The organism is Pseudomonas soli, from assembly GCF_021283165.2.
GTDB classification, from domain to species: Bacteria; Pseudomonadota; Gammaproteobacteria; order Pseudomonadales; family Pseudomonadaceae; genus Aquipseudomonas; species Aquipseudomonas soli.
The window spans coordinates 129,046-155,000 of the sequence record NZ_CP128543.1; the positions used below are offsets into that span (position 1 = coordinate 129,046).

Sequence of the window (25,955 nt, forward strand, 5' to 3'; positions counted from 1 at the left end):
CGCATCGCCGCTCCCACGCAAGGTAACTGACCTTCGTGGGAGCGGCGATGGCGTGCTACGCCATGTCGCTGACCGCGAACTCTTCCGCCAGATGATCGATCAACGACCGCACCGATGGCAGCAGCCCGCGCCGCGACGGGAAGATCGCATGCACGATGCCGCAACGCGGGTGCCAGTCCGGCAGAATCTCCACCAGGCGCCCCGCCGCCAGGTCCTCACGCACCGCCACCCTTGGCAGGTGCGCGATCCCCACGCCCGCCACCACGAAGTGCCGCAAGGCAAACAGATCATCGGTGACCATTCGCGGCCTGTGCGGGATCACCAGGCTGCGACTCATGTCCTCGCCCTGAAAAAGCTCCCACTGGTATTCACGCTGGGCGCTGCCCCAATGGACGCTGGGCAGCTCACTGAGCTGTTGCGGGTCGAAGCCTTCGGCAAGCTGTTCGAGAAACGACGGATGCCCGACCAGGCACTGGGTGCTGTTGCTCAGCACCTTCATCACCATGTCGGTGTTCTCCAGCGGCGGGAAGCGCACCCGCAGCGCCACGTCGAAACCCTCGTGCAGCAGGTCGACGCGGCGGTTGGTGCTCTCGATGAACAGCTCCACCTGCGGGTACTTGAGCATGTAGCGGGTGAGCATCGGGCCGACCCAGGAGTTGAGCAGGGTGGTCGGGCAACTGATGCGCACCAGCCCCCTCGGCTCGCTGCGGTTGCGCTCGATGATCTCGGCGGCACCCTCGGCCTCGACGCGCATGGCCAGGCAGCGGTTGTAGTAGGCCTGGCCGATCTCGGTCAGCGAGCAATGCCGGCTGGTGCGATGCAGCAGCCGTACGCCGAGGCGCTCCTCCAGGTCGGCGATGCGCCGGCTGAGCTTGGACTTCGGCATGTCCAGCGCGCGTCCGGCCGGGGCGAAGCCACCGTGCTCGACCACCTGGGTAAAGTAGTAGAGGGAGTTGAGGTCTTCCAAATGGCGATCTCCGCAGCGGTGCAGGGGGCGCAGTCTACCGGGTGGCGGTATTTACGATAAGTTTGCAGGAGCTTTTAAGGTCTTGACGGCTATCGTGCGAGGGCGGCCACGTATTCCACGACAGTTTTGCAGCGCTTGTGAGATCGAGCGCCGCCCGTGCGGCAAATCCCTGGTGAGCGACACCCATCAAGCGAGAATCGTTGGCTAGAGCATCTTCTCCAATCCGACGGCCTTGCTGATCCAGGCATTGAACCGCCGCCATATGCCGCCAGGTTCGGTCACCAATATATGGCGCTGGCCGTTGTCCTCGGTCGCCCAGACCATTTTCCCCTCCAGCAGCTTCACCTGGTAGCTCAGTGCAGGCGCCATGCCCTGCAGCGCCAGCTCACGGGTATACTCGGCCAGCTCCGGGCTATCGACCATCACGCCGACCTCGGTATTCCACAGCACCGAGCGCGGGTCGAAGTTGAACGAGCCGATGAACGTCTTGCGTTGGTCGAACACCATCGCCTTGCTGTGCAGGCTTGAGTCGGAGCTGCCGTGGAAGCCCAACCGTGGCCGTGGGTCTCCAGGTTGGCGACGCAACTCGTACAACTGCACGCCATGCTCCAGCAGGGCTCGGCGGTAAGGCGCGTAACCGCCATGAACCGCCGGAACATCGGTGGCTTCCAAGGAGTTGGTCAGCAGTTTGACCGAGGTGCCGGCGTCGGCCCGACTGGTCAGATACAGCAGGCCGGGCTCGCCGGGTACGAAGTAGGCGGACACCAGGATCAACTCCTTGTGCACGTGGTTCAGGTCGGGGGCCAGTTGTTGGGTCAAGAGCAGTTGTGGGTCTGGTTCGCCGTCCGCGAGGACTTTGCTCGGGGCGTCCCACAACGCCTGGCTGTGGGCCCAGATCAGCTCATTGCGCCAGACGTCCAGGCGCGGCTGCGACTGATAGGCCATCAGCCGGTCGTATAGCGCCTTGCGCTTGAGCCGGGCCTCGGCCAGGGAAACCTCCAGGCGCTGACGGCTGATAAACAGGTCGTCGGCGTCGGGCTGGCGCCAGAGGAAGTCGCCGATGGGGCGGCTCAGGGCACTGTTCCAGTATTGGTCGAAGCTGTGCCCCAACTGCTCGGCCACGGGCCCCACGCCCAGCAGGTCGATGTCGGTGAAATTGAGGTTGGGCTCGGCGTCGAAATACTCGTCACCCAGGTTGCGACCGCCGACAATGGCCATGCTGTTGTCCACCAGGAACAACTTGTTGTGCATGCGTCGGTGCTGGCGCGACAGGTTGAACAGCCGACCTACCGCGCGAGTTGGCCCGGTACTGCGTCCCAGGTGCAGCGGATTGAATACGCGGATCTGGATGTTCGGGTGGGCAGCGAGGGTGCCCATGAGGTTGTCGAGGCCATCGCTGGTCGTGTCGTCAAGCAGGATGCGTACACGCACGCCGCGGTCGGCGGCGCGCAGCAGTTCGTGTACCAAGGCACGGGTGCTGAGGCCGTCATGGACGATGTAGTACTGCAGGTCGATGCTGGCCTGGGCGTTGCGGATCAGTTCGGCGCGGGCACGAAAGGCCTCGTTGCTGTTGGGCAGAAGTCGAAAGCCCGAGCGCCCCTCGTACGGGGCGGCCTGGCGTTGTACCGAACGGCCAAAGGCCGAGTCGGCTGCTGGCAGTGCGTGGCTGACTTCACGCGGTGTGACGACGCTGGTACAGCCCGATAGGCCAAGCAGCAGCGCCAGCAGCAGGGGCAAGGCTCGCTGGGGTCTCAAGGGTGAATCGTCCTGTGCGGCAAGGGCTTAAGAGGTTGGACCGTGGCAGGCGGGGCAAAGTTACTCGCCAGCGTGTTCGGCATCCAGTAGACGAAGGGCGGTTTCACCGACGCTGCGTACGGCGCCTTCGATCTGCGCGGTGGGCCGCGCGGCGAAATTCATGCGCAGGCAGTTGCGGTACTTGCCCGAGGCAGAAAAGATGCTGCCCACCGCGATCTGCACACCCTGTTCGAGTAAAGCGCGGTTCAGGCGCAGCGTATCGAAACTTTCCGGCAATTCCACCCACAGCATGAAACCACCCTGGGGGCGGCTGGCGCGGGTGCCTGACGGAAAATGTCGGGTTACCCAATCGCACATCTGGTCGCGGCCGCGTTGGTACTGGCTGCGCATCCGGCGCAGGTGGGGCTGGTAGTGGCCTTGCGCAATGAAGTCGGCGATTGCCAGCTGCGGCTGGCAGGCGGTGCTGCCGGTGCTGATGTATTTCATGTGCAGTACCCGCTCCAGATAGCGCCCCGGAGCCACCCAGCCGACCCGCAGGCCTGGCGCCAGGGTCTTGGAAAACGAACTGCAGAGCAGCACGCGGCCATCGTCGTCGAACGACTTGATGGTGCGCGGGCGCGGGTAGGTGTAGGCCAGGTCGCCGTACACGTCGTCCTCGAGGATCGCCACGTCGTAGCGCTGCGCCAGGGTGAGCAGGGCCTTCTTGCGCGCCTCGGGCATGATGTAGCCCATCGGGTTGTTGCAGCTGGGGGTGATCTGGATGAGCTTGATCGGCCATTGTTCGAGGGCCAGTTCGAGGGCTTCCAGGCTGATCCCGGTGATGGGGTCGGTGGGGATTTCCAGGGCCTTCATGCCCAGGCCTTTCAGCGTCTGCATGGCACCGTGGAAACTGGGTGAATCGACCGCGACGATGTCGCCGGGCTCGCATACCGCGCGAATGGTGCACGACAGCGCCTCGTGGCAACCGGTGGTCACCACCAGGTCCGCCGGGCCCAGACGACACCCGGAGTCGAGCATCAGCCGGGCGATCTGTTCGCGCAGCAGGGCGTTGCCGTGGATGTTGTCGTAGTACAGGCCGGGCATATCCATGCGCCGGCTGATCTGCGCCAGGCTACGCAGCAGCGGCTTGAGCGTGGGGCTGTCGACATCGGGCATGCCACGGCCAAGCTGGATCACATCCGGGCGAGGGGTGGCGCGCACCAGCTCCAGCACCTGTTCCCACTGGGAGATATCCACAGGGCGTTGTGCGGGGCGGCTGATGGCTGGCAGGGCTGGTAGCTGGCGGTCCTCGGCGACGAAGTAGCCGGACTTGGGGCGCGGCGAGACCAGGCCGTTGTCCTCCAGAAGGCGGTAAGCCTGCTGCACGGTGCTCAGGCTGACGCCGTGCTCCACACTCAGGGCGCGCACTGACGGCAGGCGCTGGCCGGGGCGATACAGCCCCTGCTCGATGCGTGAACCGAGCAGTTCGGCGAGGTTGAAATAGAGCGTCACTGCATACTCCTGCTCAGCTGATGACCAAGGACCGGTACAGATAGGCGAAAAATACTGCATGCAGCCCTCTTTGCGCCAATTCTGTATGGGAATAATAAGTCGATTTTGGCTCTGTATTGGTACGAGGCATACCCGCATGCTGTCTCTACGTCAGGTACTGAACGGAGGACGTGGTGATGGGTGGCATGAGCGATGTGCGCTTGCAACTGTTGGCCAGTGAGCTGGAGTCGGAGCAGCGTCCCCGGGTCTTCAGCGCGCCTCAAGGCATGGGTCGTTGGGGCCTGATGCTGCATCGCTGGCGCACCCGCAGGGCCCTGTTGCAGTTGGAGGATTACCAACTGCGCGATATCGGCATCAGCTGGGAGCAGGCTCGGCATGAGGCGAGCAAACCCTTCTGGCGTGACTAGGCCAGCTCTTTGAGTCGATACCAGAGCATTCCCAGTGCCAGCAGCGGCGAACGCAGCAATTTGCCGCCGGGGAAGGTGGTATGCGGGACCTTGGCGAACAGATCGAAGCGCCCGCTCTGCTGGCCGCTGATGGCCTCGCCGAGCAGACGTCCGGCGAGGTGGGTGGCGTTGACGCCATGTCCGGAGTAGGCCTGCGCATAGTAGACGTTGGCTTGGCTGGCCAGGCGGCCGATCTGCGGCAGGCGGTTGGCCCCGATGCCGATCATGCCACCCCATTGGTAATCAATGCGCACATCGGCCAGTTGCGGGAACACCTTGAGCATTTTCGGGCGCATGTAGGCAGCGATGTCCTGCGGATCGCGCCCGGAATAGTGGCAGGCGCCGCCGAACAGCAGGCGGTTGTCGGCAGAGAGGCGATAGTAATCCAGCGCCACGCGCTGGTCGCATACCGCCATGTTCTGCGGCAGCAACTGGCGGGCGCGTTCCTCACCCAAGGGCTCGGTGGCGATGATGTAGCTGCCGGCGGGCAGCACCTTGCCGCCCAGTTCGCGGTTGAGGTCGTTGTGGTAGGCGTTGCAGCACAGCACCAGCGTCTTGGCGCGCACCCGGCCTTGGGCGGTATGCACCTTCACTTGCGGGCCGTATTCGATGCGGGTCACTTCCGACTGCTCGTACAAGCCGACACCCAGGCGCTTGGCCACGGCGGCTTCGCCCAGCGCCAGGTTGAGTGGGTGCAGGTGACCGGAACCCATGTCGATCAGGCCGCCGACATAGCGATCAGAACCTACTACCGAGTGCATGTCGCCGGGCTGCACCAGGCGCAGTTCGTGACGATAACCCAGGCTGCGCAGTTCCTCGGCGTCCTCGGCGAAGCCTTCCAGTTCGGCGGGCTTGTTCGCCAGGTCGCAGTAGCCCCAGGTCAGGTCGCAGTCGATGCCATGGCGCTCGACGCGCTTGCGGACGATCTCCACCGCCTCCAGGCCCATCAGCTTCATGCTGCGCACGCCTTCTTCACCGATCACCGGTAGAAATTGCTCCAGACCGTGGCCGACGCCCCGGATGAGCTGGCCGCCGTTGCGGCCGCTGGCGCCCCAGCCGAGCTTGCGTGCTTCCAGAAGGATCACTGACAGTCCGCGTTCGGCCAGTTCGATAGCGGTGTTCAAGCCCGAGTAGCCACCGCCGACGATGCATACGTCGGCGCTGTGCTCGCCTTGCAGGAATGGCTGGTCAGGGTGTGGCGCGCTGCTGGCGGCGTAGTAGGAGGCGGCGTGTTGCGCGCTGTAGACCATGTGTCGTTTCCTGGGGGCAAGGCGAAAAGGCGAGGATAGGCAACCGGCCAATCGCGGGGCAAGCCCGTTCCCGCGATTGCCTTATAATCCAGCACTCATGTTCAAGATGCGCCGCTTATGTCCTGCAACCGCCACAAGATCCATTTCCTGCGCGAGCTCATCCCTTCGTTCGAGTGCGAGCCCGGCTGCCATGATTGCTGCGGCCCGGTCACCACCTCGGCCGAGGAAATGGCCCGCCTGCCGCGCAAGACCCAGGCCGAGCAGGACGCCGCGCTGGAGCGCCTGGACTGCGTGCACCTGGGCCCGAACGGCTGCACCGTGTATGAAGAGCGCCCGATGATCTGCCGCCTGTTCGGCACCACACCGCGCCTGGCCTGCCCCAGGGGGCGGGGCCCGGAGCAGCCTATCGACCCGGCGGCCGAGCAGCTGGTTCACACCTATATAGCCAGTACCCGCCAGGTGCTGGTGTAAGGCTTCAGTCCGGAATCGGCAGGCACAGGCTCTCTTTCACTTCTTCCATCACGATGTAGCTCTTCGACTCGCGCACATGGGGCAGCTTGAGCAGGATGTCGCCGAGCAGCTTGCGATACGACGCCATCTCCGAGATCCGCGCTTTCACCAGGTAGTCGAAATCGCCCGATACCAGGTGACATTCCAGTACATGGGGCAGCTTGAGTACGGCGCGGCGGAACTCCTCGAAGGTGTCGCCGGACTTGTAGTCCAGGCTGATCTCGACGAACACCAGCAAGCTGCCCTTCAGGTGCTGCGGGTTGAGCCGGGCGTTGTAGCCCATGATGATCCCCTCGCGCTCCAGGCGCCGCACCCGTTCGGTGCACGGGGTGGTTGACAGCCCGACCTTCTCGCCCAGTTCGGTGAAGGAGATGCGCCCGTCATTCTGCAGGATCCGCAGGATGTTGCGGTCGATCTTGTCCAGCTCACGCTTGCTCTGGTGCTGGGTTCTCATAGGGGATGCCCCTCCGTGAAAGGCAATTTTGCCGAGAATTCTCGCCAAATATAGCTGCTTATATAGTGAATAGCACTGGTCGGAGATTCTTATACTGCGCGCATCCATGCCATTTCAACAAAAGACTGCGGCAAGCCGCGTGCGAGGGATACAACAATGCGAGTTCTGGTACTTGGTAGCGGTGTGATCGGTACCGCCAGTGCCTACTATCTGGCCCGGCAAGGTTTCGAGGTGACGGTGGTCGATCGCCAGCCAGCGGTGGCCATGGAAACCAGCTTCGCCAACGCAGGCCAGATCTCGCCCGGCTATGCCTCGCCCTGGGCCGCCCCGGGCGTGCCGCTGAAAGCCATCAAGTGGCTGCTGGAGCGCCACGCGCCCCTGGCCATCAAGCTGACCGGCGACGTCGACCAGTACCTGTGGATGGCGCAGATGCTGCGCAACTGCACCGCCAGCCGTTACGCGGTGAACAAGGAGCGCATGGTGCGCCTGTCCGAGTACAGCCGCGATTGCCTCGACGAGTTGCGCGCCGAAACCGGCATTGCCTACGAAAGCCGCAGCCTGGGCACCACGCAGTTGTTCCGCACCCAGGCGCAGCTGGACGCCGCGGCCAAGGACATCGCAGTGCTGGAACAGTCTGGTGTACCGTACGAGCTGCTCGACCGTGACGGTATTGCCCGGGTCGAACCGGCCCTGGAGAGCGTGAAGGGTATCCTCGCTGGCGCCCTGCGCCTGCCCAACGACCAGACTGGTGACTGCCAGATGTTCACCACCAAGCTCGCCGAGATGGCCATCAAGCTGGGTGTCGAGTTCCGCTTCGGTCAGGATATCCAGCGCCTGGACGTCGCCGGTGACCGCATCAACGGCGTATGGATCGACGGCAAGCTGGAAACCGCCGACCGCTACGTGCTGGCGCTGGGCAGCTACTCGCCGCAGTTGCTCAAGCCGCTGGGCATCAAGGCCCCGGTCTACCCGCTCAAGGGCTATTCGTTGACCGTGCCGATCACCAACGGCGACATGGCGCCGACCTCGACCATCCTGGACGAGACCTACAAGGTCGCGATTACCCGTTTCGACAACCGCATCCGTGTCGGCGGCATGGCTGAGATCGCCGGTTTTGACCTGTCGCTGAACCCGCGTCGACGCGAAACGCTGGAGATGATCGTCAACGACCTTTATCCTCGCGGCGGCGACCTGAGCCAGGCGAGCTTCTGGACCGGCCTGCGCCCGGCCACCCCGGACGGTACCCCGATCGTCGGGGCGACCAAGTTCCGTAACCTGTTCCTCAACACCGGTCACGGCACCCTGGGCTGGACCATGGCCTGCGGTTCCGGTCGCCTGCTGGCCGACCTGATCGCGCGCAAGAAGCCACAGATCAGTGCCGAAGGCCTGGACATCTCGCGTTATGGCAATAGCCGCGAGACTGCCAAGCACGGACAGCCGGCGCCTGCGCACCAGTAAGCATTCGATGCTGTTGGCCTCATCGTGGTGCGCCGATGCGACTTGCCCCACGATGAGGCCCGAAACCGATTGACCTGTTCCCTCACCCCGGAGCGGTGGGTACCTACCCCCATCTGCCGCGCCGGGGCTTTATCGATAACCAGAACTGCCAGAAGGCTGCCGCCATGCGTCCCGCCCGTGCCTTGATCGACCTCCAAGCCCTCCGACACAACTACCGCCTCGCCCGTGAGCTGACCGGCGCCAAGGCCCTGGCCGTGGTCAAGGCCGACGCCTACGGTCATGGCGCGGTGCGGTGCGCCCTGGCGCTCGAGGCCGAGGCCGACGGTTTTGCCGTGGCCTGCATCGAGGAGGCCCTGGAGCTGCGCGCGGCAGGCATCAAGGCACCCGTTCTGTTGCTCGAAGGCTTCTTCGAGGCCAGCGAGCTTTCGCTGATCGCCGAACATGATCTGTGGTGCGTGGTGCATTCGCCATGGCAGTTGGAAGCGATCGAGAAGACCTCGGTGCACAAGCCGCTGACCGTCTGGTTGAAGATGGACACCGGCATGCACCGTGTCGGCGTGCACCCCAAGGACTACGCCGATGCCTACCAGCGCCTGCTGGCCAGCGGCAAGGTCTCGCGCATTGTGCTGATGAGCCACTTCGCCCGCGCCGACGAGCTCGATGCCGCCGCCACCGCACAGCAGGTCGCTGTGTTCGAGGCTGCTCGCCAGGGCCTGGCCGCCGAGTGCAGCCTGCGCAACTCGCCGGCCGTGCTGGGCTGGCCGAGCATCAAGAGCGACTGGGTTCGCCCGGGCATCATGCTCTACGGCGCCACCCCGTTCGAGGTGGCGCAGGCCGAAGCAGCTCGCCTGCAGCCGGTGATGACCCTGCAATCGCGTATCATCAGCGTACGGGAATTGCCGGCCGGCGAGCCGGTGGGCTACGGGGCCAAATTCGTTAGTCCGCGCCCGACCCGGGTCGGCGTGGTCGCCATGGGCTATGCCGACGGCTACCCGCGCCAGGCACCTACCGGCACGCCAGTGGTGGTGGCCGGCAAACGCACCCAGCTGATTGGCCGCGTGTCGATGGACATGCTCTGCGTCGACCTGACAGACGTGCCCGAAGCCACTGTCGGCAGCCCGGTCGAGTTGTGGGGCAAGCAAGTACTGGCCAGCGACGTGGCCATGCAGGCCGGGACCATCCCGTACCAGATCTTCTGCAATCTCAAGCGCGTGCCGCTGGACTATATCGGCGAATAAAGCGCCAAAGCGGACAGGCTGCGGGGCTGTGTGTTGTAAATACTGAACGGCATTGCCATCATATCGTTCACACTCCCCCAACCTCGACCGTTTCTGGAGGCGCAAGCTTTGGACGTCGGTGAACGACTGCAAGCCATCCGCAAGCTCAAGGGCTTGTCCCAGCGCGAACTCGCCAAGCGCGCGGGGGTGACCAACAGCACCATCTCGATGATCGAGAAGAACAGCGTGAGCCCTTCGATCAGCTCCCTGCGCAAGGTGCTCAGCGGTATCCCCATGTCCATGGTCGAGTTCTTCTCGGTGGAGCTGGCCCCGGAAAGCCCGACCCAGATCGTCTACAAGGCCCACGAGCTCATCGACATTTCCGACGGCGCGGTCACCATGAAGCTGGTCGGCAAGTCGCACCCCAATCGCGCCATCGCGTTTCTGACCGAGGTCTACCCACCGGGCGCCGACACGGGGGCGGAAATGCTCACCCACGATGGCGAAGAGACCGGCATTCTTCTCGAAGGCCGCCTGGAACTGGTGGTCGGCACCGAGATCTTCATCCTCGAGGCCGGCGACAGCTACTACTTCGAAAGCACCCGCCCGCACCGCTTCCGCAACCCGTTCGAGGAGCCGGCCCGGCTGATCAGCGCCGCCACCCCGTCGAACTTTTGATCCAGCGCAGTGCATTGACGGGTCAATACCCTTTCCCTGAGTGTGGTCGTTTCACGCCTTCCAGGTTCCCGCTATACTTTTCAACGCTCGCAATTCCGTGGCCGCGGGCGTGATTAGCCACCATGAGGGTGTTCGCGTGAACCAAATCAAGAAGATGCTGGCCGTACCAGCAGCCGTATTCGCCCTTTGGGCAATGAGCGCAACCGCTGCAACCAACGACGACATCGCCAAGCGTCTCGAGCCGGTCGGCCAGGTGTGCGTCCAGGGCCAGGAATGCAAGGGCATGGAAGTGGCCGCCAGCGCCGGTGGCGGCGGTGCCAAGACGCCAGACGAAATCATCGCCAAGCATTGCAATGCCTGCCATGGCACCGGCCTGCTGAACGCGCCGAAGATCGGTGATACCGCCGCGTGGAAAGAGCGTGCCGACCACCAGGGCGGACTCGATGGCATCCTGGCCAAGGCCATCACAGGGATCAACGCCATGCCACCGAAGGGCACCTGCGCCGATTGCTCGGATGATGACCTGAAGGGTGCGATCAAGAAGATGTCCGGGCTGTGAGCCAGGCCTGACTTGTATAAGGCCCGCCTCTGATGGCGGGCTTTTGTTTTTGGGCCGATAGCCCTATTGCGAGGACGGGACAGGCAACCAACCCGCTGTGCCTTGTGTCCAACCCCTGAACCCACGGATGACTCAGGAGGCCCAGATGTATCGCTGCTCCATCGACCAGGCTGTCGAACAGGCCCTGGCCCGACTGCCCAGCCATATTCACATGGGCCTACCGCTTGGCCTGGGCAAACCCAATGCCTTCGTCAACGCGCTGTACACCCGCATCAGCGAGTTGCCCGAGCGTCGTCTGACCCTTTACACCGCCCTGTCACTTGGCCGCCCGCCGTTGGGCGATGGCTTGCAACGGCGCTTCCTTGAGCCTTTCATCGAGCGTGTATTCGCCGACTATGAGGAGCTCGCATACCTGGCCGACCTGCGTGGCGACAAGCTCCCGCCGAACATCCGTGTCGAGCAGTTCTTCATGCAGCCCGGCAGCCTGCTGCACAGCGATACGGCCCAGCAGGACTACGTCAGCAGCAACTACAGCCACGCAGCACGGGATATCAACGCCAAGGGGCTGAACCTGATCGCGCAGCTAGTGGCGGCCACGCCCGAGCGGCCCGATCACCTGAGCCTGGCCTGCAATCCCGATATCACCCTGGACCTGCTGCCGATGATCGCCCGGCGCCGTGCTGAGGGCGAGACCATCCTGGTGCTTGGCCAGGTCCATGACGAACTGCCCTACATGCCAGGGGACGCGGAACTGGGCCTGGAGCAGTTCGACCTGTTGATCGACCAGCCCGAAAGTCGCCGGTTGTTCTCAACGCCAAACATGCCGGTGAACACCCAGGACCATTGCATCGGCCTGCATGCCAGCACCCTGGTGCGCGACGGCGGTACCCTGCAGATCGGCATCGGCGCCATGGGCGATGCGGTGGCGGCGGCGCTGCTGGCACGCCAGGGCGACAACGAAGGCTATCGTGCGCTGCTCGATGAGCTGGATGTGGGCCCATGGCAGGCTCTGATCGAGCGGGAAGGGGGGCTGGATACCTTCGCCCAGGGGCTATATGGCTGCAGCGAAATGTTCGTCAACGGGTTGCTGGCCCTGGCCGAAGCCGGGGTAGTGCGCCGCCCCGCGGACGAGCACGGCGTGCTGGTGCATGGCGGCTTTTTCCTTGGCCCACGGGCGTTCTACCAGCGCCTACGCGAGACGCCGCTGGAGCAGCGCGCACGCTTCGCGATGACCGCCATCAGCTACATCAACGAGCTGTACGGCCAGGAAGAGCGCAAGCGCCGTCAGCGCCGAGATGCGCGTTTCATCAATACGGTATTCGGCATGACCTTGCTGGGGGCCGGTGTCGCCGACCAGCTCGAAGATGGCCGGGTGCTCAGCGGCGTGGGCGGGCAGTACAACTTCGTCGCCCAGGGCCATGCGCTGGAGGGCGGTCGCTCGATCCTGTTGCTGCGTAGCTGGCGCGAGGCCGGTGGTGAGGTGACCTCCAACCTTTACTGGACCTACGGCCACTGCACCATACCCCGGCACTTGCGAGACATCGTGATCACCGAATACGGCATTGCCGACCTGCGCGGGCAGACCGACAGCGAGGTGATTGCGCGGCTGCTGGCGATCAGTGATTCTCGTTTTCAGCGCGAGCTGATGGAGCGGGCCAAGTCGGCGGGCAAGCTGGCGAAGGACTTCGTGCTGGATGCGCGCTATACCGACAACACTCCCGAGCGCCTGGAGGCAACCCGCGCGCGGCATGCGCGATTGTTTCCGGAATATCCGCTGGGCAGCGATTTCACGGCCGAGGAGCGTGACTTGTTGCGGGCGCTGAATTGGCTCAAGAGCAAGTTCAAGCTGAGCGAGGTGCTGGAGCTGGGCAAGGCGGCGCTGGATGCGCCGGCGCCCGAGGCCTATGCAGCGCAGTTGGCGCGCATGGGGCTGGGGGAGCCACAGGGGCTGAAGGAGGAGTTGTACCAGCGGCTGCTGCTGGCGGGGCTTCAGGCTACCAAGCCGTGAGGCTGCGTGGGAGCGGGCAAGCCCGCTCCCACGGATCCATCACTCGATGAAGGTGACCACGCCACCTTCCAGCGACTTCACCCGGGCCAGCGATTCGACGCGGTAGCCCTGGCTGTCCAGCTCGGCGCGGCCGCCCTGGAACGACTTCTCGATGACGATGCCCAGGCCGGCCACGGTGGCGCCGGCTTGCTTGATGATCGAGATCAGCGCCTGGGACGCCTTGCCGTTGGCCAGGAAGTCATCGATCACCAGCACGCGGTCGCTGCTGTTGAGGTGGCGCGGCGAGATGGCCACGGTGTTCTCGGTCTGCTTGGTGAAGGAATACACCGAGGCAGTCAGCAGGTTCTCGGTCAAGGTCAGCGACTGGTGCTTGCGGGCGAAGATCACCGGCACGCCGAGCTTCAGGCCGGTCATCACCGCCGGGGCAATTCCCGAGGCTTCGATGGTGACGATCTTGGTCACGCCGGAGTCGGCGAACAGGCGGGCGAACTCGTCACCGATCAGCTGCATCAGCGCCGGGTCGATCTGGTGGTTGAGAAACGCATCGACTTTGAGTACCTGGTCGGAAAGCACGATGCCTTCTTCGCGAATCTTCTGCTGCAGTGCTTCCACTGTGTGTCTCCGATGTAATGAGTGGCCTGTATGGCCGATTTGTAAGTCCAACTTCGGCGCCAGACTTCGTCACACTGCGTTGCCACTCCTCGCCGTAGCTGGGCTACGACTCGTCGTGTCGCCTTGTGTGCCGAACCCTGGCACTCGAATTTGAACTCACAAATCGGCCATACAAGCCACCGTGGCCGCAAATAGCGGCAAAGTTTAAGAATAATGGTTGATCAGCGTTTGAGCATTGCCCGGATATCGGCCAGGGCGTTGTTGCCGCGCGCGGCTTTCACTTCCACGGGCGCATCGTCCAGGCCTTCCCAGGCCAGGTCGTCCGGCGGCAGTTCATCCAGGAACCGGCTCGGTGTGCAATCGATGATTTCGCCGTACTGCTTGCGCTTGGCGGCGAAGGTGAAGGCCAGGGTCTGGCGCGCGCGGGTGATGCCCACGTAGGCCAGGCGGCGTTCTTCCTCGATGGTGTCGGCCTCGATACTCGAGCGGTGGGGAAGAATCTCCTCCTCCATGCCCATGATGAACACGTAAGGGAATTCCAGGCCCTTGGAGGCGTGCAGGGTCATCATCTGCACGCCCTCGGCGTTTTCTTCCTCTTCCTGCTGGCGCTCGAGCATGTCGCGCAGTACCAGCTTGCCGATTGCGTCCTCGATGGTCATGTCACCCTCTTCGTCCTTCTCGAGGGTGTTCTTCAGCGCTTCAACCAGGAACCAGACGTTGCTGATGCGGAACTCCGCGGCCTTGTCGCTGGCGGTTTGCTGGCGGATCCAGTTCTCGTAGTCGATGTCGCGGATCATCTCGTGCAGCGCGGCGATCGGGTCGTCCAGGGCGACTTTGTGGCGTACCCCGTCGAGCCAGTGCTTGAAGCGCTGCAGGCGTTCGGTGTAGCGAGCGTCGAGGTGCTCGCCCAGGCCCATCTCCTCGCTGGCGGCGTACATCGAGATACCGCGCTCGGTTGAGTAGTTACCGAGCTTTTCCAGCGTGGTCGAGCCGATTTCGCGGCGCGGTACGTTGATCACGCGCAGGTAGGCATTGTCGTCGTCGGGGTTCACCAGCAGGCGCAGGTAGGCCATCAGGTCCTTGACCTCCTGGCGACCGAAGAAGCTGTTGCCGCCGGACAGGCGATACGGCACCTGGTGGTGCTGCAGCTTCAATTCGATCAGCTTGGCCTGGTAGTTGCCGCGGTAGAGGATGGCGAAGTCGCTGTACGGGCGGTTGGTGCGCAGGTGCAGGGTGAGGATTTCCATGGCCACGCGTTCGGCCTCGGCTTCCTCGTTCTTGCAGCGGATCACGCGGATCTCGTCGCCGATGCCCATCTCGCTCCACAGCTGCTTTTCGAAGGCATGCGGGTTGTTGGCGATCAGCACGTTGGCGCAGCGCAGGATGCGGCTGGTGGAGCGGTAGTTTTGCTCGAGCATGACGATCTTCAGGGAGGGGTAGTCCTCCTTGAGCAGCATCAGGTTCTCGGGGCGGGCGCCACGCCAGGCGTAGATCGACTGGTCGTCGTCGCCGACCACGGTGAACTGGTTGCGCATGCCGATCAGCATCTTCACCAGCAGGTACTGGCTGGCGTTGGTGTCCTGGTATTCGTCCACCAGCAGGTAGCGCACGCGGTTCTGCCAGCGTTCGAGCACGTCGGGGTGTTCCTGGAACAGCTTCACCGGCTGCAGGATCAGGTCGTCGAAGTCCACCGCGTTGAAGGCCTTGAGCGTGCGCTGGTAGTGGGTGTAGACGATGGCCGCGGTCTGCTCGCGCGGGTTGCGCGCCTTTTCCAGGGCCTCGGGCGGCAGGACCAGGTCGTTCTTCCAGGCACCGATCATGTTCTTGATCTCGTCGATGCCGTCGTCGCCGGAGTATTCCTTCTGCATGATGTCCGACAGCAATGCCTTGATGTCGGACTCGTCGAAGATCGAGAACCCCGGCTTGTAGCCCAGGCGGTCATGCTCCTTGCGGATGATGTTCAGGCCAAGGTTGTGGAAGGTGCACACGGTCAGGCCACGGCCTTCCCCCGGACGCAGCAGGGTGGCGACTCGCTCCTTCATCTCGCGCGCGGCCTTGTTGGTAAAGGTCATGGCGACGATGTACTGGGCACGGATGCCGCAGTTCTGGATGAGGTGGGCAATCTTGCGCGTGATCACGCTGGTCTTGCCGGAGCCTGCACCGGCGAGCACCAAAAGAGGGCCGCCGACGTAGTCGCGGGCTTCCTGTTGCCGGGGATTGAGTCGGGACATGCTAGAAACCGGGGGTAACCAGAAAATAGCCGCGCATTCTAGCAGGCATGGGCTGGTTAATGCGCGACCGTCTGACGTTGTGATGCAGGGCGCGAATCGGATTTGCCGCATCTGCTACTTTCGCGCAGGATGCACGTCAGATTGCGTCGGGATGGCGGCCAGGGACAGGCAACGACTAAAAGTGAAAATCATTTCCAATTAATCGGGTAGGATTGCCCGCGCTCGCCGTTCCACCGCCCATGTCTAAGGAGCCCGCTTGTCCACGCCTGTCGAACCCCTGCGTTTGCTGCTGTTGGCTGATGAGTCGGAATGGGCCGTGCATTTGCGCGAGTGCCTGCAACCGATGGGTGGCAGCGTTGTGCTGCTGACTGCGCCGAACTGGGCGGCGGTGGACAGCCTGTTTGCCAATGACCGCCAGGCCGTGGTGTTGGCTACCCCCGAGCTGCAGCCTGCGCCGGGGCGTTGCGAGCTGCCGACCATCTTGCTGCTGGAGCAGGAGCCCCTCACTGCCCCGTTGGGCGCAAGCGACTGGCTGGTGCTGGCGCAGCTGACTACCGACACGCTGCGTCGTTCGCTGCGCCATGTGCGTGAGCGCGGCGTGCTGGTGGCCACTCTGCAGCGCCTGGCCGAACAAGACCCGCTGACCGGCATCGCCAACCGGCAAGGCTTCCAGGCCCTGTTGACCGCCCGCTTGGCTGAGAACGATGGCCGTGGCCTGGCCCTTGGCCACCTCGATCTGGACAATTTTCGCCACGTCAACGATGCCCTCGGCCACCAGGGAGGCGATCGGCTGATCCTGCAGGTGGTCGCCCGGCTGAAGCATCAGCTGGAGGCAAGTGACCAACTCGCGCGTCTGGGCAGCGACGAATTTGCCCTGTTGATCGACACCCGGCGCGATCCCAACCGCGCCGAGTGGATGGCCGAGCGCATCACCGAGGCTCTGACCGAGCCCTATTGGATCGATGGCGAAAGCCTGCTGCTCGGCTGTAGCCTGGGCATCGCCCATGCCCGCGCCCAGGCCGGCGCCGACCCACTGATGTGGCACGCGCACATTGCCATGCGCCAGGCCAAGAGCAGTCAGGGCTGTACCTTCCATGTGTTCAACGAGCGCATCAATCGCAACGCCCGCAGCCTGGCCGACCTAGAAAGCGAACTGCGCCGCGCCCTGCGTCGTGACGAGTTGGAACTGCACTACCAGCCGCGGCTCAACCTCGCCGACGGTCGTATCGTCGGGCTCGAGGCGCTGGTGCGCTGGAACCATCCCGAGCGCGGCCTGCTGGCACCGAGCGAGTTCGTGCCGTTGGCCGAGCAGAGCGGTTTGATCGTGCCTCTGGGTTACTGGGTGATCTCGCGGGCGCTGAGTGATATGCAGGCTTTGCGCGAGCGCGGCCTGGCACCGCTGCACATGGCGGTGAACCTGAGCTTCCGCCAATTCCAGGACAGCCAGTTGCTGGCAACCCTGAGCCGGCTGATCGTCGAGCACGGGGTCGATGCGCGCTGGCTGGAGTTCGAGCTGACCGAGACTGCCGTGATGCGGCGCAACGAGTTGGTGCGCCAGACCATGGATGCCCTCGGGCGGCTGGGGGTGCGCTTCTCGCTGGATGACTTCGGCACCGGCTTTTCATCGTTCGTGCACTTGAACAGCTTGCCGATCACCTTGCTGAAGGTCGATCGGAGCTTCGTCGGCGGCATGGAGCAACGCGAAGAGAACGCCAAGCTGGTCCACGCGATGATCAACCTGGCGCACAACCTCAACCTGGAGGTGGTGGCAGAAGGTGTGGAGAGTGAGGAGCAGCTGGCGCTGCTGCGGGCGTTCGGTTGCGACCAGGTGCAGGGCTTCCTGGTCAGTCGGCCGTTGCCGGTGGAGGCGTTGATCGAGTACCTGTTGCAGGTGCCGGCTCCGGGCCTGGTGCAGACCCTTTAGCCCCCATCGCCGGCAAGCCGGCTCCCATAGGTTTTGTGCCGTCCTTGTGGGAGGTGGCTTGCCGGCGATGCGCCGCGTCAGCGGCGCCTGTCGCCTTTGGATCAACCGGCGAGCATGCGCCCGGTCTCCTCCAGGTTCTCGTGCCAGCTCAGCGCCTCGCGCAGGATATGCGGGGTATGCCCGCCACGCTGGCAGGCGCGCTCGAAGTAATCGTTCAGCGCGGCGCGGTAGTCCGGGTGCACGCAGTTGTCGATGATCACCCGGGCGCGCTCGCGTGGCGCCAGGCCGCGCAGGTCGGCCAGGCCCACCTCGGTCACCAGGATGTCCACGTCGTGCTCGGTATGGTCGACGTGACTGACCATCGGCACCACGCTGGAAATCGCGCCGCCCTTGGCGATTGACTTGGTGACGAAGATCGCCAGGTGGGCGTTGCGGGCGAAGTCGCCCGAGCCGCCGATGCCGTTCATCATCTTGGTGCCGCAGACGTGGGTGGAGTTGACGTTGCCGTAGATGTCGAACTCCAGCGCCGTGTTGATGCCGATGATGCCTAAGCGACGCACGACTTCAGGGTGGTTGGAAATCTCCTGCGGACGCAGCACCAGCTTGTCCTTGTAGCGCTCCAGATTGCCGAACACATCGGCATTGCGTCGGCTCGACAGGGTGATCGAGCTGCCCGAGGCAAAGCTCAGCTTGCCGGCGTCGATCAGGTCGAAGGTCGAATCCTGCAGCACTTCGGAGTACATGGTCAGGTTTTCGAACGGCGACTCGATCAGGCCGCACATCACCGCGTTGGCGATGCTGCCGATGCCGGCCTGCAGCGGGCCTAGGTTGTTGCTCATGCGGCCGGCGTCCACCTCGCCCTTGAGGAAGGCGATCAGGTGGTCGGCGATGCCTTGGGTCTCGTGATCCGGCGGCAGCACGGTGGACGGCGAGTCCGACTGGTCGCTGATGACGATGCCAACGATCTTCGCAGGGTCGATCGGGATCGCAGTGCTGCCGATGCGGTCGTCGACCTTCACCAGCGGGATCGGCGTGCGGGTCGGACGGTAGGTCGGGATGTAGATGTCGTGCAGGCCTTCGAGGTTGGCGTTGTGCGACAGGTTGATCTCGACGATGACCTGCTTGGCGAAGATCGCGAAGCTGGCCGAGTTGCCCACCGAGGTGGTCGGCACGATATGGCCTTGCTCGGTGATCGCCACTGCCTCGATGACCGCGATGTCCGGCAGGGTCAGTTGCTTGTTGCGCAACTGCTCGACGGTTTCCGACAGGTGCTGGTCGATGAACATTACCTTGCCGTCGTTGATGGCCTTGCGCAGGGTGCTGTCGACCTGGAACGGCATGCGCCGGGCGAGTACGCCGGCTTCGGTCAGTTGCTTGTCCAGGTCGTTGCCCAGGCTGGCGCCGGTCATCAGGCTGATCTTCAGCGGCGACTGCTTGGCGCGCTCGGCCAGTGCGTGGGGCACGGCCTTGGCTTCACCGGCGCGGGTAAAGCCGCTCATGCCGACGGTCATGCCGTCCTCGATCAGGCCAGCGGCGTCAGCCGCACTCATTACCTTGCTGTGCAGGGAGGACAAGCGGATACGATCACGGTACATGGATTGTTATCTCAGGCTACTGAAGCTACTGGAAGCGCAGTCTAGAGATTTCGCCCGGTGCCGTCCCGCGACCATGGTCGTATGAGCGGCCCGGAAATAGAGCCGTTGATCTGGATCAGGCAAATGCGACAAACCCCGGAAATGGCTTCCCGGGGTTTGTCTTGTACAAGCGGTCGTGATGCGGTCCTTGGACCTATTCCACAGCCTTGACCATGTCCTCGATGACCTTCTTCGCGTCACCGAACACCATCATGGTCTTGTCCAGGTAGAACAACTCGTTGTCCAGGCCGGCATAGCCGCTGGCCATGGAGCGCTTGTTGACGATGATGGTCTTGGCCTTGAAGGCCTCGAGGATCGGCATGCCGGCGATCGGCGACTTCGGATCATTCTTCGCTGCCGGGTTGACCACGTCGTTGGCGCCCAGCACCAGCACCACGTCGGCCTGGCCGAACTCGGCGTTGATGTCCTCCATCTCGAACACCTGGTCGTACGGCACCTCGGCCTCGGCCAGCAGCACGTTCATGTGCCCGGGCATGCGCCCCGCTACCGGGTGGATCGCATACTTCACGGTCACGCCGTTGTGGGTCAGCTTCTCGGTCAGTTCCTTGAGCGCGTGCTGGGCGCGGGCCACCGCCAGGCCGTAGCCCGGGACGATGATCACGCTGTCGGCGTTGCTCAGCAGGAAGGTAGCGTCGTCGGCCGAGCCGGATTTCACCGGGCGCTGCTCTTTCGAACCCGTCGCGGCACCGGCATCGACGTCGGCACCGAAGCCACCGAGGATCACATTGAAGAACGAACGGTTCATCGCCTTGCACATGATGTACGAGAGGATCGCACCGCTGGAGCCGACCAGGGAGCCGGCGATGATCAGCATCGAGTTGTTCAGCGAGAAGCCGATACCGGCTGCTGCCCAACCCGAATAGCTGTTGAGCATCGACACCACCACCGGCATGTCTGCGCCGCCGATCGGGATGATGATCAGCACGCCCATGACGAAGGCCAGGGCCAGCATCAGGGTGAAGGCGCTGTAGTGGCCGGTGAAGGTGAACAGCAGCCCCAGGGCGATGGTCGCCAAGCCCAGGATCAGGTTCAACTTGTGCTGGCCGGCGAACTGTACCGGTGCGCCCTGGAACAGGCGGAACTTGTACTTGCCCGACAGCTTGCCGAAGGCGATCACGGAACCTGAGAAGGTGACGGCGCCAATGGCCGCGCCAAGGAACAGCTCGAGGCGGTTGCCGGTGGGGATCGGGTCGCTGATGGCGGCGACGATGCCCAGCGACTGTGGTTCGAGCACGGCGGCGATGGCAATGAATACCGCGGCCAGGCCGATCATGCTGTGCATGAAGGCGACCAGCTCCGGCATCTTGGTCATCTCGACACGCTTGGCCATGATCGAACCGGCAGTACCACCGACCAACAAGCCGACGATCACGTAGCCGATACCCGCGGTCGCAAGCTCGGCGCCAAGCTTATAGATGAGGCCAACTGTGGTGAGGATGGCGATGCCCATGCCGATCATGCCGAACAGGTTGCCGCGCCGCGAAGTGGTCGGGTGCGACAGGCCCTTGAGCGCCTGGATAAAGCATACCGAGGCGACGAGGTAGAGGAGCGTTACCAGATTCATGCTCATGCTTACTTCTGCCCCTCGTTCTTGGTTTTCTTCTTGAACATCTCAAGCATGCGGCGGGTGACCAGGAAGCCACCGAACACGTTGACCGCGGCCAGCGCCACCGCCAGGGTGCCCATGACCTTGCCGGCCGGGGTGACGGTCAGCGCGGCAGCCAGCATGGCACCGACGATGACGATCGCGGAAATGGCGTTGGTGACTGCCATCAACGGCGTGTGCAGGGCCGGGGTGACGTTCCACACCACGTGGTAGCCCACGTAGATGGCCAGCACGAAGATGATCAGGTTGTAGATGCCGTGAGAAATCAGCATGTCTTCCATTGTCGTGCTCCTCAGCCGTTCTTGCGCACGACCTGGCCGTCGCGGCACATCAGGCACGCGGCGACGATGTCGTCTTCGAGGTTGATGACCAGGTTGCCGTCCTTGTCGAACAGCAGCTTCATGAAGTCCAGCAGGTTGCGCGCGTACAGCGCCGAGGCGTCGGCACCGACCTGGGCCGGCAGGTTGGTCGGGCCGACGAGGGTCACGCCGTGCGCCATCACCACCTGGTCGGCCACGGTCAGCGGGCAGTTGCCGCCTTGGACCGCGGCCAGGTCGATGACCACCGAACCGGGTTTCATCTGCGCCACGGTCTCGGCGCTGAGCAGGGTCGGTGCCTTGCGTCCGGGGATCAATGCGGTGGTGATGACGATGTCAGCCTGCTTGGCACGCTCGTGCACGGCCTGGGCCTGGCGCTGCATCCAGCTGGCCGGCATTGGCCGGGCGTAGCCGCCCACACCTTCGGCGCACTCACGTTCCTCGTCGGTCTCGTAGGGCACGTCGATGAACTTGGCGCCGAGCGACTCGATCTGCTCCTTCACTGCCGGGCGCACGTCGGACGCCTCGATCACCGCGCCCAGGCGCTTGGCCGTGGCGATGGCCTGCAGGCCGGCCACACCGGCACCGAGGATCAGCACACGGGCGGCTTTCACGGTGCCGGCGGCGGTCATCAGCATGGGCATGAAGCGCGGGTAGTGGTGGGCTGCCAGCAGCACGGCCTTGTAGCCGGCGATGTTGGCTTGCGACGACAGCACGTCGAGGCTTTGCGCGCGTGAGGTGCGCGGTGCAGCCTCCAGGGCGAAGGCGGTGATGCCGCGCTCGGCCATCTTGGCGATCAGTTCGTTGTTGAACGGGTTGAGCATGCCTGCCAGCAGGCTGCCGCTGTTGATCAGCGCCAGTTCCTGGTCACTGGGCGCGACCACCTTGAGCACCAGCTGCGCGCCGAAGGCGTCGGCGGCTTCGCCCAAGTTGGCGCCAACGGCCTCATAGGCACTGTCCGGAATGCTGGCCTTGAGCCCTGCCCCCCGTTGCACGGTGACCTGATGGCCCTGGCCAACCAGTTTCTTAATGGTTTCCGGGGTCGCGGCGACCCTTGTCTCACCCGTCTGCGTCTCGAGAGGAACACCAATGTGCACGACTTTGTCTCCTGCGGTGACCTTTTGTCTTTATAGGAACCAGCGCACTTCGGGTGGTGCGGCTGGGTGGTCGTAGAGCACGACCCCGCCGGATCCGGGGCGGGGGAGGCATTTTGCAGACGAACCCGAGGGCCTTCAACCGGTTCTGAAGCGAAACGAAGTTAAAACTACAAGTCACCCTGTGACCGTATGTCGCAACGACCTGCCCTCGACCCGTCAAGCACGCGCTATGCGGAGCTTAGGAGAAAATTTGAAAAAAATTCCGCTATTTTCGTTCTCAGTTTGCTGAATGTCGCAAAATCAGCTGCAAACCCGCGCAGTAACTAGGGTTGCTAGGTTTTTCAGGGTGAACGGAACAGATTACGGATTTGCGACAAATCCATATATCTGTAGGTGTTCAAAATAATTGACTACGGGGTCAGCTTTGGCCGTTTCACCCTATTCCGTGGCGGTGTACTGTTGCGCCTGCGCCACCAGCCAGTCGCGGAACGCCCGTAGCGAGGCGGACTCGACCTTCCGCTCGGGGATCATCAGATGGTAGGCCTTGTCGCTGGAGAGGGCATGCCTGTTAGCGACCACCAGTCGGCCCTCCTGCAGCTCACGCTGGATCAGGAAAGGTGGAATCAGCGCAATGCCCATGTCATGCATGGCGGCCTGGGCCAGCATCGAAAACAGCTCGTAGCGCGGGCCGGTCATGTCGCGTTCGACGCTCATCCCCAAGCCGTCGAACCATTGTCGCCAGGCATAGGGGCGGGTGGTCTGCTGCAGCAGCGGCAAGCCGGCAATGCGCTGGGCGTCGAGGCTGGCTTGCCCTTCCAGCAGGGAAGGGCTGCACACCGGCATGGGGTTCTCGCCCATCAGTCGGTGGGATTGGGTGCCCGACCAGTCTGCGTCGCCGAAGTAAATGGCGGCATCGAAGGGCGTGTCGGCAAACAGGAAGGGGCGGGTGCGGTTGGTCAGGTTGACCGTGACCTCGGGGTGACGCTGCTGGAAGTCCTTCAGGCGCGGCAGCAACCACTGGGTGCCGAAGGTCGGCACCACCGCCAGTTCGATGACATTGGCGCCTTGCTGGCGCATCACCGAAAGCGTGTCGCGCTCCACCGCATCCAGCTGTGCGGCTACCTGGCGGCTATAGGAGAGCCCGGCTTCGGTCAATTTCACGCCCCGGCGCGAACGGCGGAACAGTTCGACATTGAGGAAGGTCTCCAGGCTGCCGATCTGCCGACAGACGGCACCCTGGGTCAGGGCCAGTTCCTGAGCGGCCTTGGTGAAGCTCTCGTGACGTGCGGCCGCCTCGAAGCAGACCAGGGCAGTGGTGCTGGGAATCTTGCGGCGCATGTACGTGAACCTCACATGTCAGGCGTTGAGCAGGGCATTTTGATGATTACGAAGTGAGAAAATATCACTAAACGGTGCGCAATCCTCGTTTGTCCCTCACGCCAAACAGGCCTAGGATCAATCCAGCACAACAATTCGTTCCCATCTTTCGAGGAATCCGCACATGGCTGGCAAGGCAAGCTTCAACTGGATCGACCCGCTGCTGCTGGATCAGCAGCTCACTGAAGAAGAGCGCATGGTCCGTGACAGCGCCTATCAGTTCGCCCAGGACAAGCTGGCACCCCGTGTGCTGGAGGCGTTCCGTCACGAGCAGACGGATCCGGCGATCTTCCGTGAGATGGGCGAAGTCGGCCTGCTCGGCGCGACCATTCCCGAGCAGTACGGCGGCAGCGGCCTGAACTACGTCTGCTACGGCCTGATCGCCCGCGAGGTGGAGCGTATCGACTCCGGCTACCGCTCGATGATGAGCGTGCAATCATCGCTGGTCATGGTGCCGATCAACGAGTTTGGTACCGAGGCACAGAAGCAGAAGTACCTGCCAAAGCTGGCCAGTGGCGAATGGATTGGCTGCTTCGGCCTGACCGAGCCCAACCATGGTTCCGACCCTGGCTCGATGATCACCCGCGCCCGCAAGGTCGACGGTGGTTATCGCCTGAGCGGCAGCAAGATGTGGATCACCAACAGCCCGATCGCCGATGTATTCGTGGTCTGGGCCAAGGACGATGCCGGCGATATCCGCGGCTTCGTGCTGGAGAAAGGCTGGGACGGCCTCAGTGCTCCGGCCATCCATGGCAAGGTCGGCCTGCGCGCTTCGATCACCGGCGAGATCGTCATGGATAACGTGTTTGTGCCGGAAGAGAACATCTTCCCCGACGTGCGCGGCCTCAAAGGCCCGTTCACCTGCCTGAACTCGGCCCGCTACGGCATCTCCTGGGGTGCGCTGGGGGCCGCCGAGGCCTGCTGGCACACCGCTCGCCAATACACCCTGGATCGTCAGCAGTTTGGCCGCCCGCTGGCTGCCAACCAGTTGATCCAGAAGAAGCTGGCCGACATGCAGACCGAGATCACCCTGGCCCTGCAAGGCTGCCTGCGCCTGGGCCGGATGAAGGACGAAGGGACCGCGGCGGTCGAGATCACCTCGATCATGAAGCGCAACTCCTGCGGCAAGGCCCTGGACATCGCTCGCCTGGCGCGGGACATGCTGGGTGGCAATGGTATTTCCGACGAGTTCGGCGTCGCCCGCCACCTGGTCAACCTCGAGGTAGTCAACACCTATGAAGGTACTCACGACGTGCATGCGCTGATCCTTGGGCGTGCGCAGACCGGCATCCAGGCGTTCTATTAATAGAGGAGCCAGGCCATGGGCGCGCTTTCCCATCTGCGGGTGCTGGATCTTTCCCGGGTATTGGCCGGCCCCTGGTCCGGCCAGATCCTTGCCGACCTTGGAGCGGATGTAATCAAGGTGGAGCGCCCCGGCGCAGGTGACGACACCCGCTCCTGGGGGCCGCCTTTCTTGCGCGATGCCCAGGGCGAGAATACCAGCGAGGCGGCCTACTACCTGTCGGCCAACCGCAACAAGCGCTCGGTGACCATCGACTTCACTCAGCCCGAAGGCCAGCGCCTGGTGTGTGAGTTGGCGGCGAAGTCGGATATCGTCATTGAGAACTTCAAGGTGGGAGGGTTGGCGGCATACGGGTTGGATTACCAAAGCCTGAAGGCCATCAATCCGAAGCTTATCTATTGCTCGATCACCGGTTTTGGTCAGACCGGGCCGTATGCCAAGCGTGCCGGCTATGACTTCATGATCCAGGGGTTGGGCGGGCTGATGAGCCTGACCGGGCGCCCGGAGGGGGAGGAGGGTGCGGGGCCGATGAAGGTTGGGGTGGCGCTCACTGACATCCTGACCGGGCTGTATTCCACCGTGGCGATTCTTGCGGCCTTGGCGCATCGTGATCAGGCGGGCACAGGCCAGCATATCGACATGGCGTTGCTGGATGTGCAGGTTGCCTGCCTGGCCAATCAGGCGATGAACTACCTCACCACAGGCAACCCACCCCGGCGGTTGGGCAATGCGCACCCCAATATCGTGCCCTACCAGGACTTCCCGACGGCGGATGGCAATTTCATTCTCACCGTGGGTAATGACGGGCAGTTCCGCAAGTTTGCTGAAGTGGCGGGGCAGGCACAGTGGGCGGATGACCCGCGGTTCTCTACTAATAAGCAGCGGGTAGCCAATCGTGCGGAGCTGATTCCGTTGATTCGCCAGGCTACGGTGTTCAAGACCACGGCTGAATGGGTCACTGAGCTGGAGAAGGCAGGTGTTCCATGCGGGCCGATCAATGACCTGGCGCAGATGTTCCAGGACCCACAGGTATTGGCGCG

General features: G+C 63.5%; 22 protein-coding genes (1 of these 22 running past the window's edge). 10 read left to right on the plus strand and 12 right to left on the minus strand.

Annotated elements, in window-relative coordinates:
* Positions 1–55 precede the first annotated feature (55 nt).
* The 3 genes from LU688_RS00615 to LU688_RS00625 all read right to left on the minus strand — a co-directional run bounded on the left by LU688_RS00615 (position 56) and on the right by LU688_RS00625 (position 4,213).
* Positions 56–967 (minus strand): LysR substrate-binding domain-containing protein, encoded by a 912-nt coding sequence (locus tag LU688_RS00615; RefSeq protein WP_023630246.1) that lies wholly within the window; start codon positions 965–967, stop codon positions 56–58.
* Positions 968–1,171: 204 nt separating this feature from the next.
* A complete protein-coding gene (locus LU688_RS00620; protein WP_094010771.1) occupies positions 1,172–2,722 on the minus strand; it encodes a phospholipase D family protein in 1,551 nt (516 codons plus the stop codon).
* 60 nt (positions 2,723–2,782) lie between these two features.
* Complete coding sequence (locus LU688_RS00625; RefSeq protein ID WP_023630244.1) at positions 2,783–4,213, minus strand: aminotransferase-like domain-containing protein; 1,431 nt, start codon at positions 4,211–4,213, stop codon at positions 2,783–2,785.
* 176 nt (positions 4,214–4,389) lie between these two features.
* Between LU688_RS00625 and LU688_RS00630 the strand changes: the two genes are divergently transcribed.
* Positions 4,390–4,620, plus strand: coding sequence for a DUF1127 domain-containing protein (locus tag LU688_RS00630; protein WP_031314941.1), 231 nt, complete (start codon positions 4,390–4,392; stop codon positions 4,618–4,620).
* Here LU688_RS00630 and LU688_RS00635 read toward each other — a convergent pair.
* Positions 4,617–5,909 (minus strand): NAD(P)/FAD-dependent oxidoreductase, encoded by a 1,293-nt coding sequence (locus LU688_RS00635; protein ID WP_094010770.1) that lies wholly within the window; start codon positions 5,907–5,909, stop codon positions 4,617–4,619. The genes LU688_RS00630 and LU688_RS00635 overlap by 4 nt on opposite strands.
* A gap of 117 nt (positions 5,910–6,026) precedes the next feature.
* On the opposite strand from LU688_RS00635, the gene LU688_RS00640 reads away from it, so the two are divergent.
* Positions 6,027–6,380, plus strand: coding sequence for a YkgJ family cysteine cluster protein (locus tag LU688_RS00640; RefSeq protein ID WP_023630241.1), 354 nt, complete (start codon positions 6,027–6,029; stop codon positions 6,378–6,380).
* A gap of 4 nt (positions 6,381–6,384) precedes the next feature.
* On the opposite strand, the gene dadR is transcribed toward LU688_RS00640, so the two are convergent.
* A complete protein-coding gene (gene dadR, locus LU688_RS00645) occupies positions 6,385–6,873 on the minus strand; it encodes a transcriptional regulator DadR (RefSeq protein ID WP_003258963.1) in 489 nt (162 codons plus the stop codon).
* 156 nt (positions 6,874–7,029) lie between these two features.
* Between dadR and dadA the strand changes: the two genes are divergently transcribed.
* From dadA to LU688_RS00670, 5 genes are all read left to right on the plus strand, one after another.
* Complete coding sequence (gene dadA, locus LU688_RS00650) at positions 7,030–8,331, plus strand: D-amino acid dehydrogenase (protein WP_094010769.1); 1,302 nt, start codon at positions 7,030–7,032, stop codon at positions 8,329–8,331.
* Positions 8,332–8,495: 164 nt separating this feature from the next.
* On the plus strand, positions 8,496–9,569 hold the full coding sequence (gene alr, locus LU688_RS00655; RefSeq protein ID WP_094011052.1) for an alanine racemase: 1,074 nt from the start codon (positions 8,496–8,498) through the stop codon (positions 9,567–9,569).
* A 108-nt stretch (positions 9,570–9,677) separates the two neighbouring features.
* Positions 9,678–10,226 carry a cupin domain-containing protein gene (locus LU688_RS00660; RefSeq protein ID WP_023629132.1) on the plus strand — a complete coding sequence of 183 codons (549 nt, stop codon included), beginning with the start codon at positions 9,678–9,680 and terminating at the stop codon, positions 10,224–10,226.
* Between the two features lie 154 nt (positions 10,227–10,380).
* Entirely contained in the window at positions 10,381–10,785 is a 405-nt protein-coding gene (locus LU688_RS00665; protein ID WP_038707641.1) for a c-type cytochrome, read from the plus strand.
* A 145-nt stretch (positions 10,786–10,930) separates the two neighbouring features.
* Positions 10,931–12,793 carry an acetyl-CoA hydrolase/transferase C-terminal domain-containing protein gene (locus LU688_RS00670; RefSeq protein WP_094010768.1) on the plus strand — a complete coding sequence of 621 codons (1,863 nt, stop codon included), beginning with the start codon at positions 10,931–10,933 and terminating at the stop codon, positions 12,791–12,793.
* Positions 12,794–12,832: 39 nt separating this feature from the next.
* On the opposite strand, the gene LU688_RS00675 is transcribed toward LU688_RS00670, so the two are convergent.
* A complete protein-coding gene (locus tag LU688_RS00675; protein ID WP_011536381.1) occupies positions 12,833–13,405 on the minus strand; it encodes a xanthine phosphoribosyltransferase in 573 nt (190 codons plus the stop codon).
* Positions 13,406–13,626: 221 nt separating this feature from the next.
* A complete protein-coding gene (rep, locus tag LU688_RS00680; protein WP_094010767.1) occupies positions 13,627–15,636 on the minus strand; it encodes a DNA helicase Rep in 2,010 nt (669 codons plus the stop codon).
* Between the two features lie 256 nt (positions 15,637–15,892).
* Here rep and LU688_RS00685 point away from each other — a divergent pair, with 256 nt between their 5' ends.
* The gene (locus tag LU688_RS00685; RefSeq protein ID WP_094010766.1) at positions 15,893–17,560 is read left to right on the plus strand and encodes a putative bifunctional diguanylate cyclase/phosphodiesterase; all 1,668 of its coding nucleotides are present in this window, start codon (positions 15,893–15,895) and stop codon (positions 17,558–17,560) included.
* Positions 17,561–17,661: 101 nt separating this feature from the next.
* On the opposite strand, the gene scpC is transcribed toward LU688_RS00685, so the two are convergent.
* From scpC to LU688_RS00710, 5 genes are all read right to left on the minus strand, one after another.
* Positions 17,662–19,155, minus strand: a complete 1,494-nt coding sequence (scpC, locus tag LU688_RS00690; RefSeq protein ID WP_094010765.1) for a succinyl-CoA:acetate CoA-transferase ScpC — start codon at positions 19,153–19,155, stop codon at positions 17,662–17,664.
* 193 nt (positions 19,156–19,348) lie between these two features.
* The gene (locus tag LU688_RS00695) at positions 19,349–20,785 is read right to left on the minus strand and encodes an NAD(P)(+) transhydrogenase (Re/Si-specific) subunit beta (protein ID WP_023631271.1); all 1,437 of its coding nucleotides are present in this window, start codon (positions 20,783–20,785) and stop codon (positions 19,349–19,351) included.
* Positions 20,786–20,787: 2 nt separating this feature from the next.
* A complete protein-coding gene (locus tag LU688_RS00700; protein ID WP_023631272.1) occupies positions 20,788–21,102 on the minus strand; it encodes an NAD(P) transhydrogenase subunit alpha part 2 in 315 nt (104 codons plus the stop codon).
* Between the two features lie 11 nt (positions 21,103–21,113).
* On the minus strand, positions 21,114–22,235 hold the full coding sequence (locus tag LU688_RS00705) for a Re/Si-specific NAD(P)(+) transhydrogenase subunit alpha (protein WP_160290880.1): 1,122 nt from the start codon (positions 22,233–22,235) through the stop codon (positions 21,114–21,116).
* 438 nt (positions 22,236–22,673) lie between these two features.
* Complete coding sequence (locus LU688_RS00710) at positions 22,674–23,573, minus strand: LysR family transcriptional regulator (protein ID WP_094010763.1); 900 nt, start codon at positions 23,571–23,573, stop codon at positions 22,674–22,676.
* Positions 23,574–23,736: 163 nt separating this feature from the next.
* Between LU688_RS00710 and LU688_RS00715 the strand changes: the two genes are divergently transcribed.
* Both LU688_RS00715 and LU688_RS00720 read left to right on the plus strand, forming a co-directional pair.
* Entirely contained in the window at positions 23,737–24,918 is a 1,182-nt protein-coding gene (locus tag LU688_RS00715; protein ID WP_023630017.1) for an acyl-CoA dehydrogenase, read from the plus strand.
* A 15-nt stretch (positions 24,919–24,933) separates the two neighbouring features.
* Positions 24,934–25,955, plus strand: the 5' portion of a protein-coding gene (locus LU688_RS00720) for a CaiB/BaiF CoA transferase family protein (RefSeq protein WP_232887887.1). Its footprint extends 199 nt past the window's final position; the window shows 1,022 of its 1,221 coding nt (coding positions 1–1,022); it begins with the start codon at positions 24,934–24,936; its stop codon lies beyond the right edge, outside the window.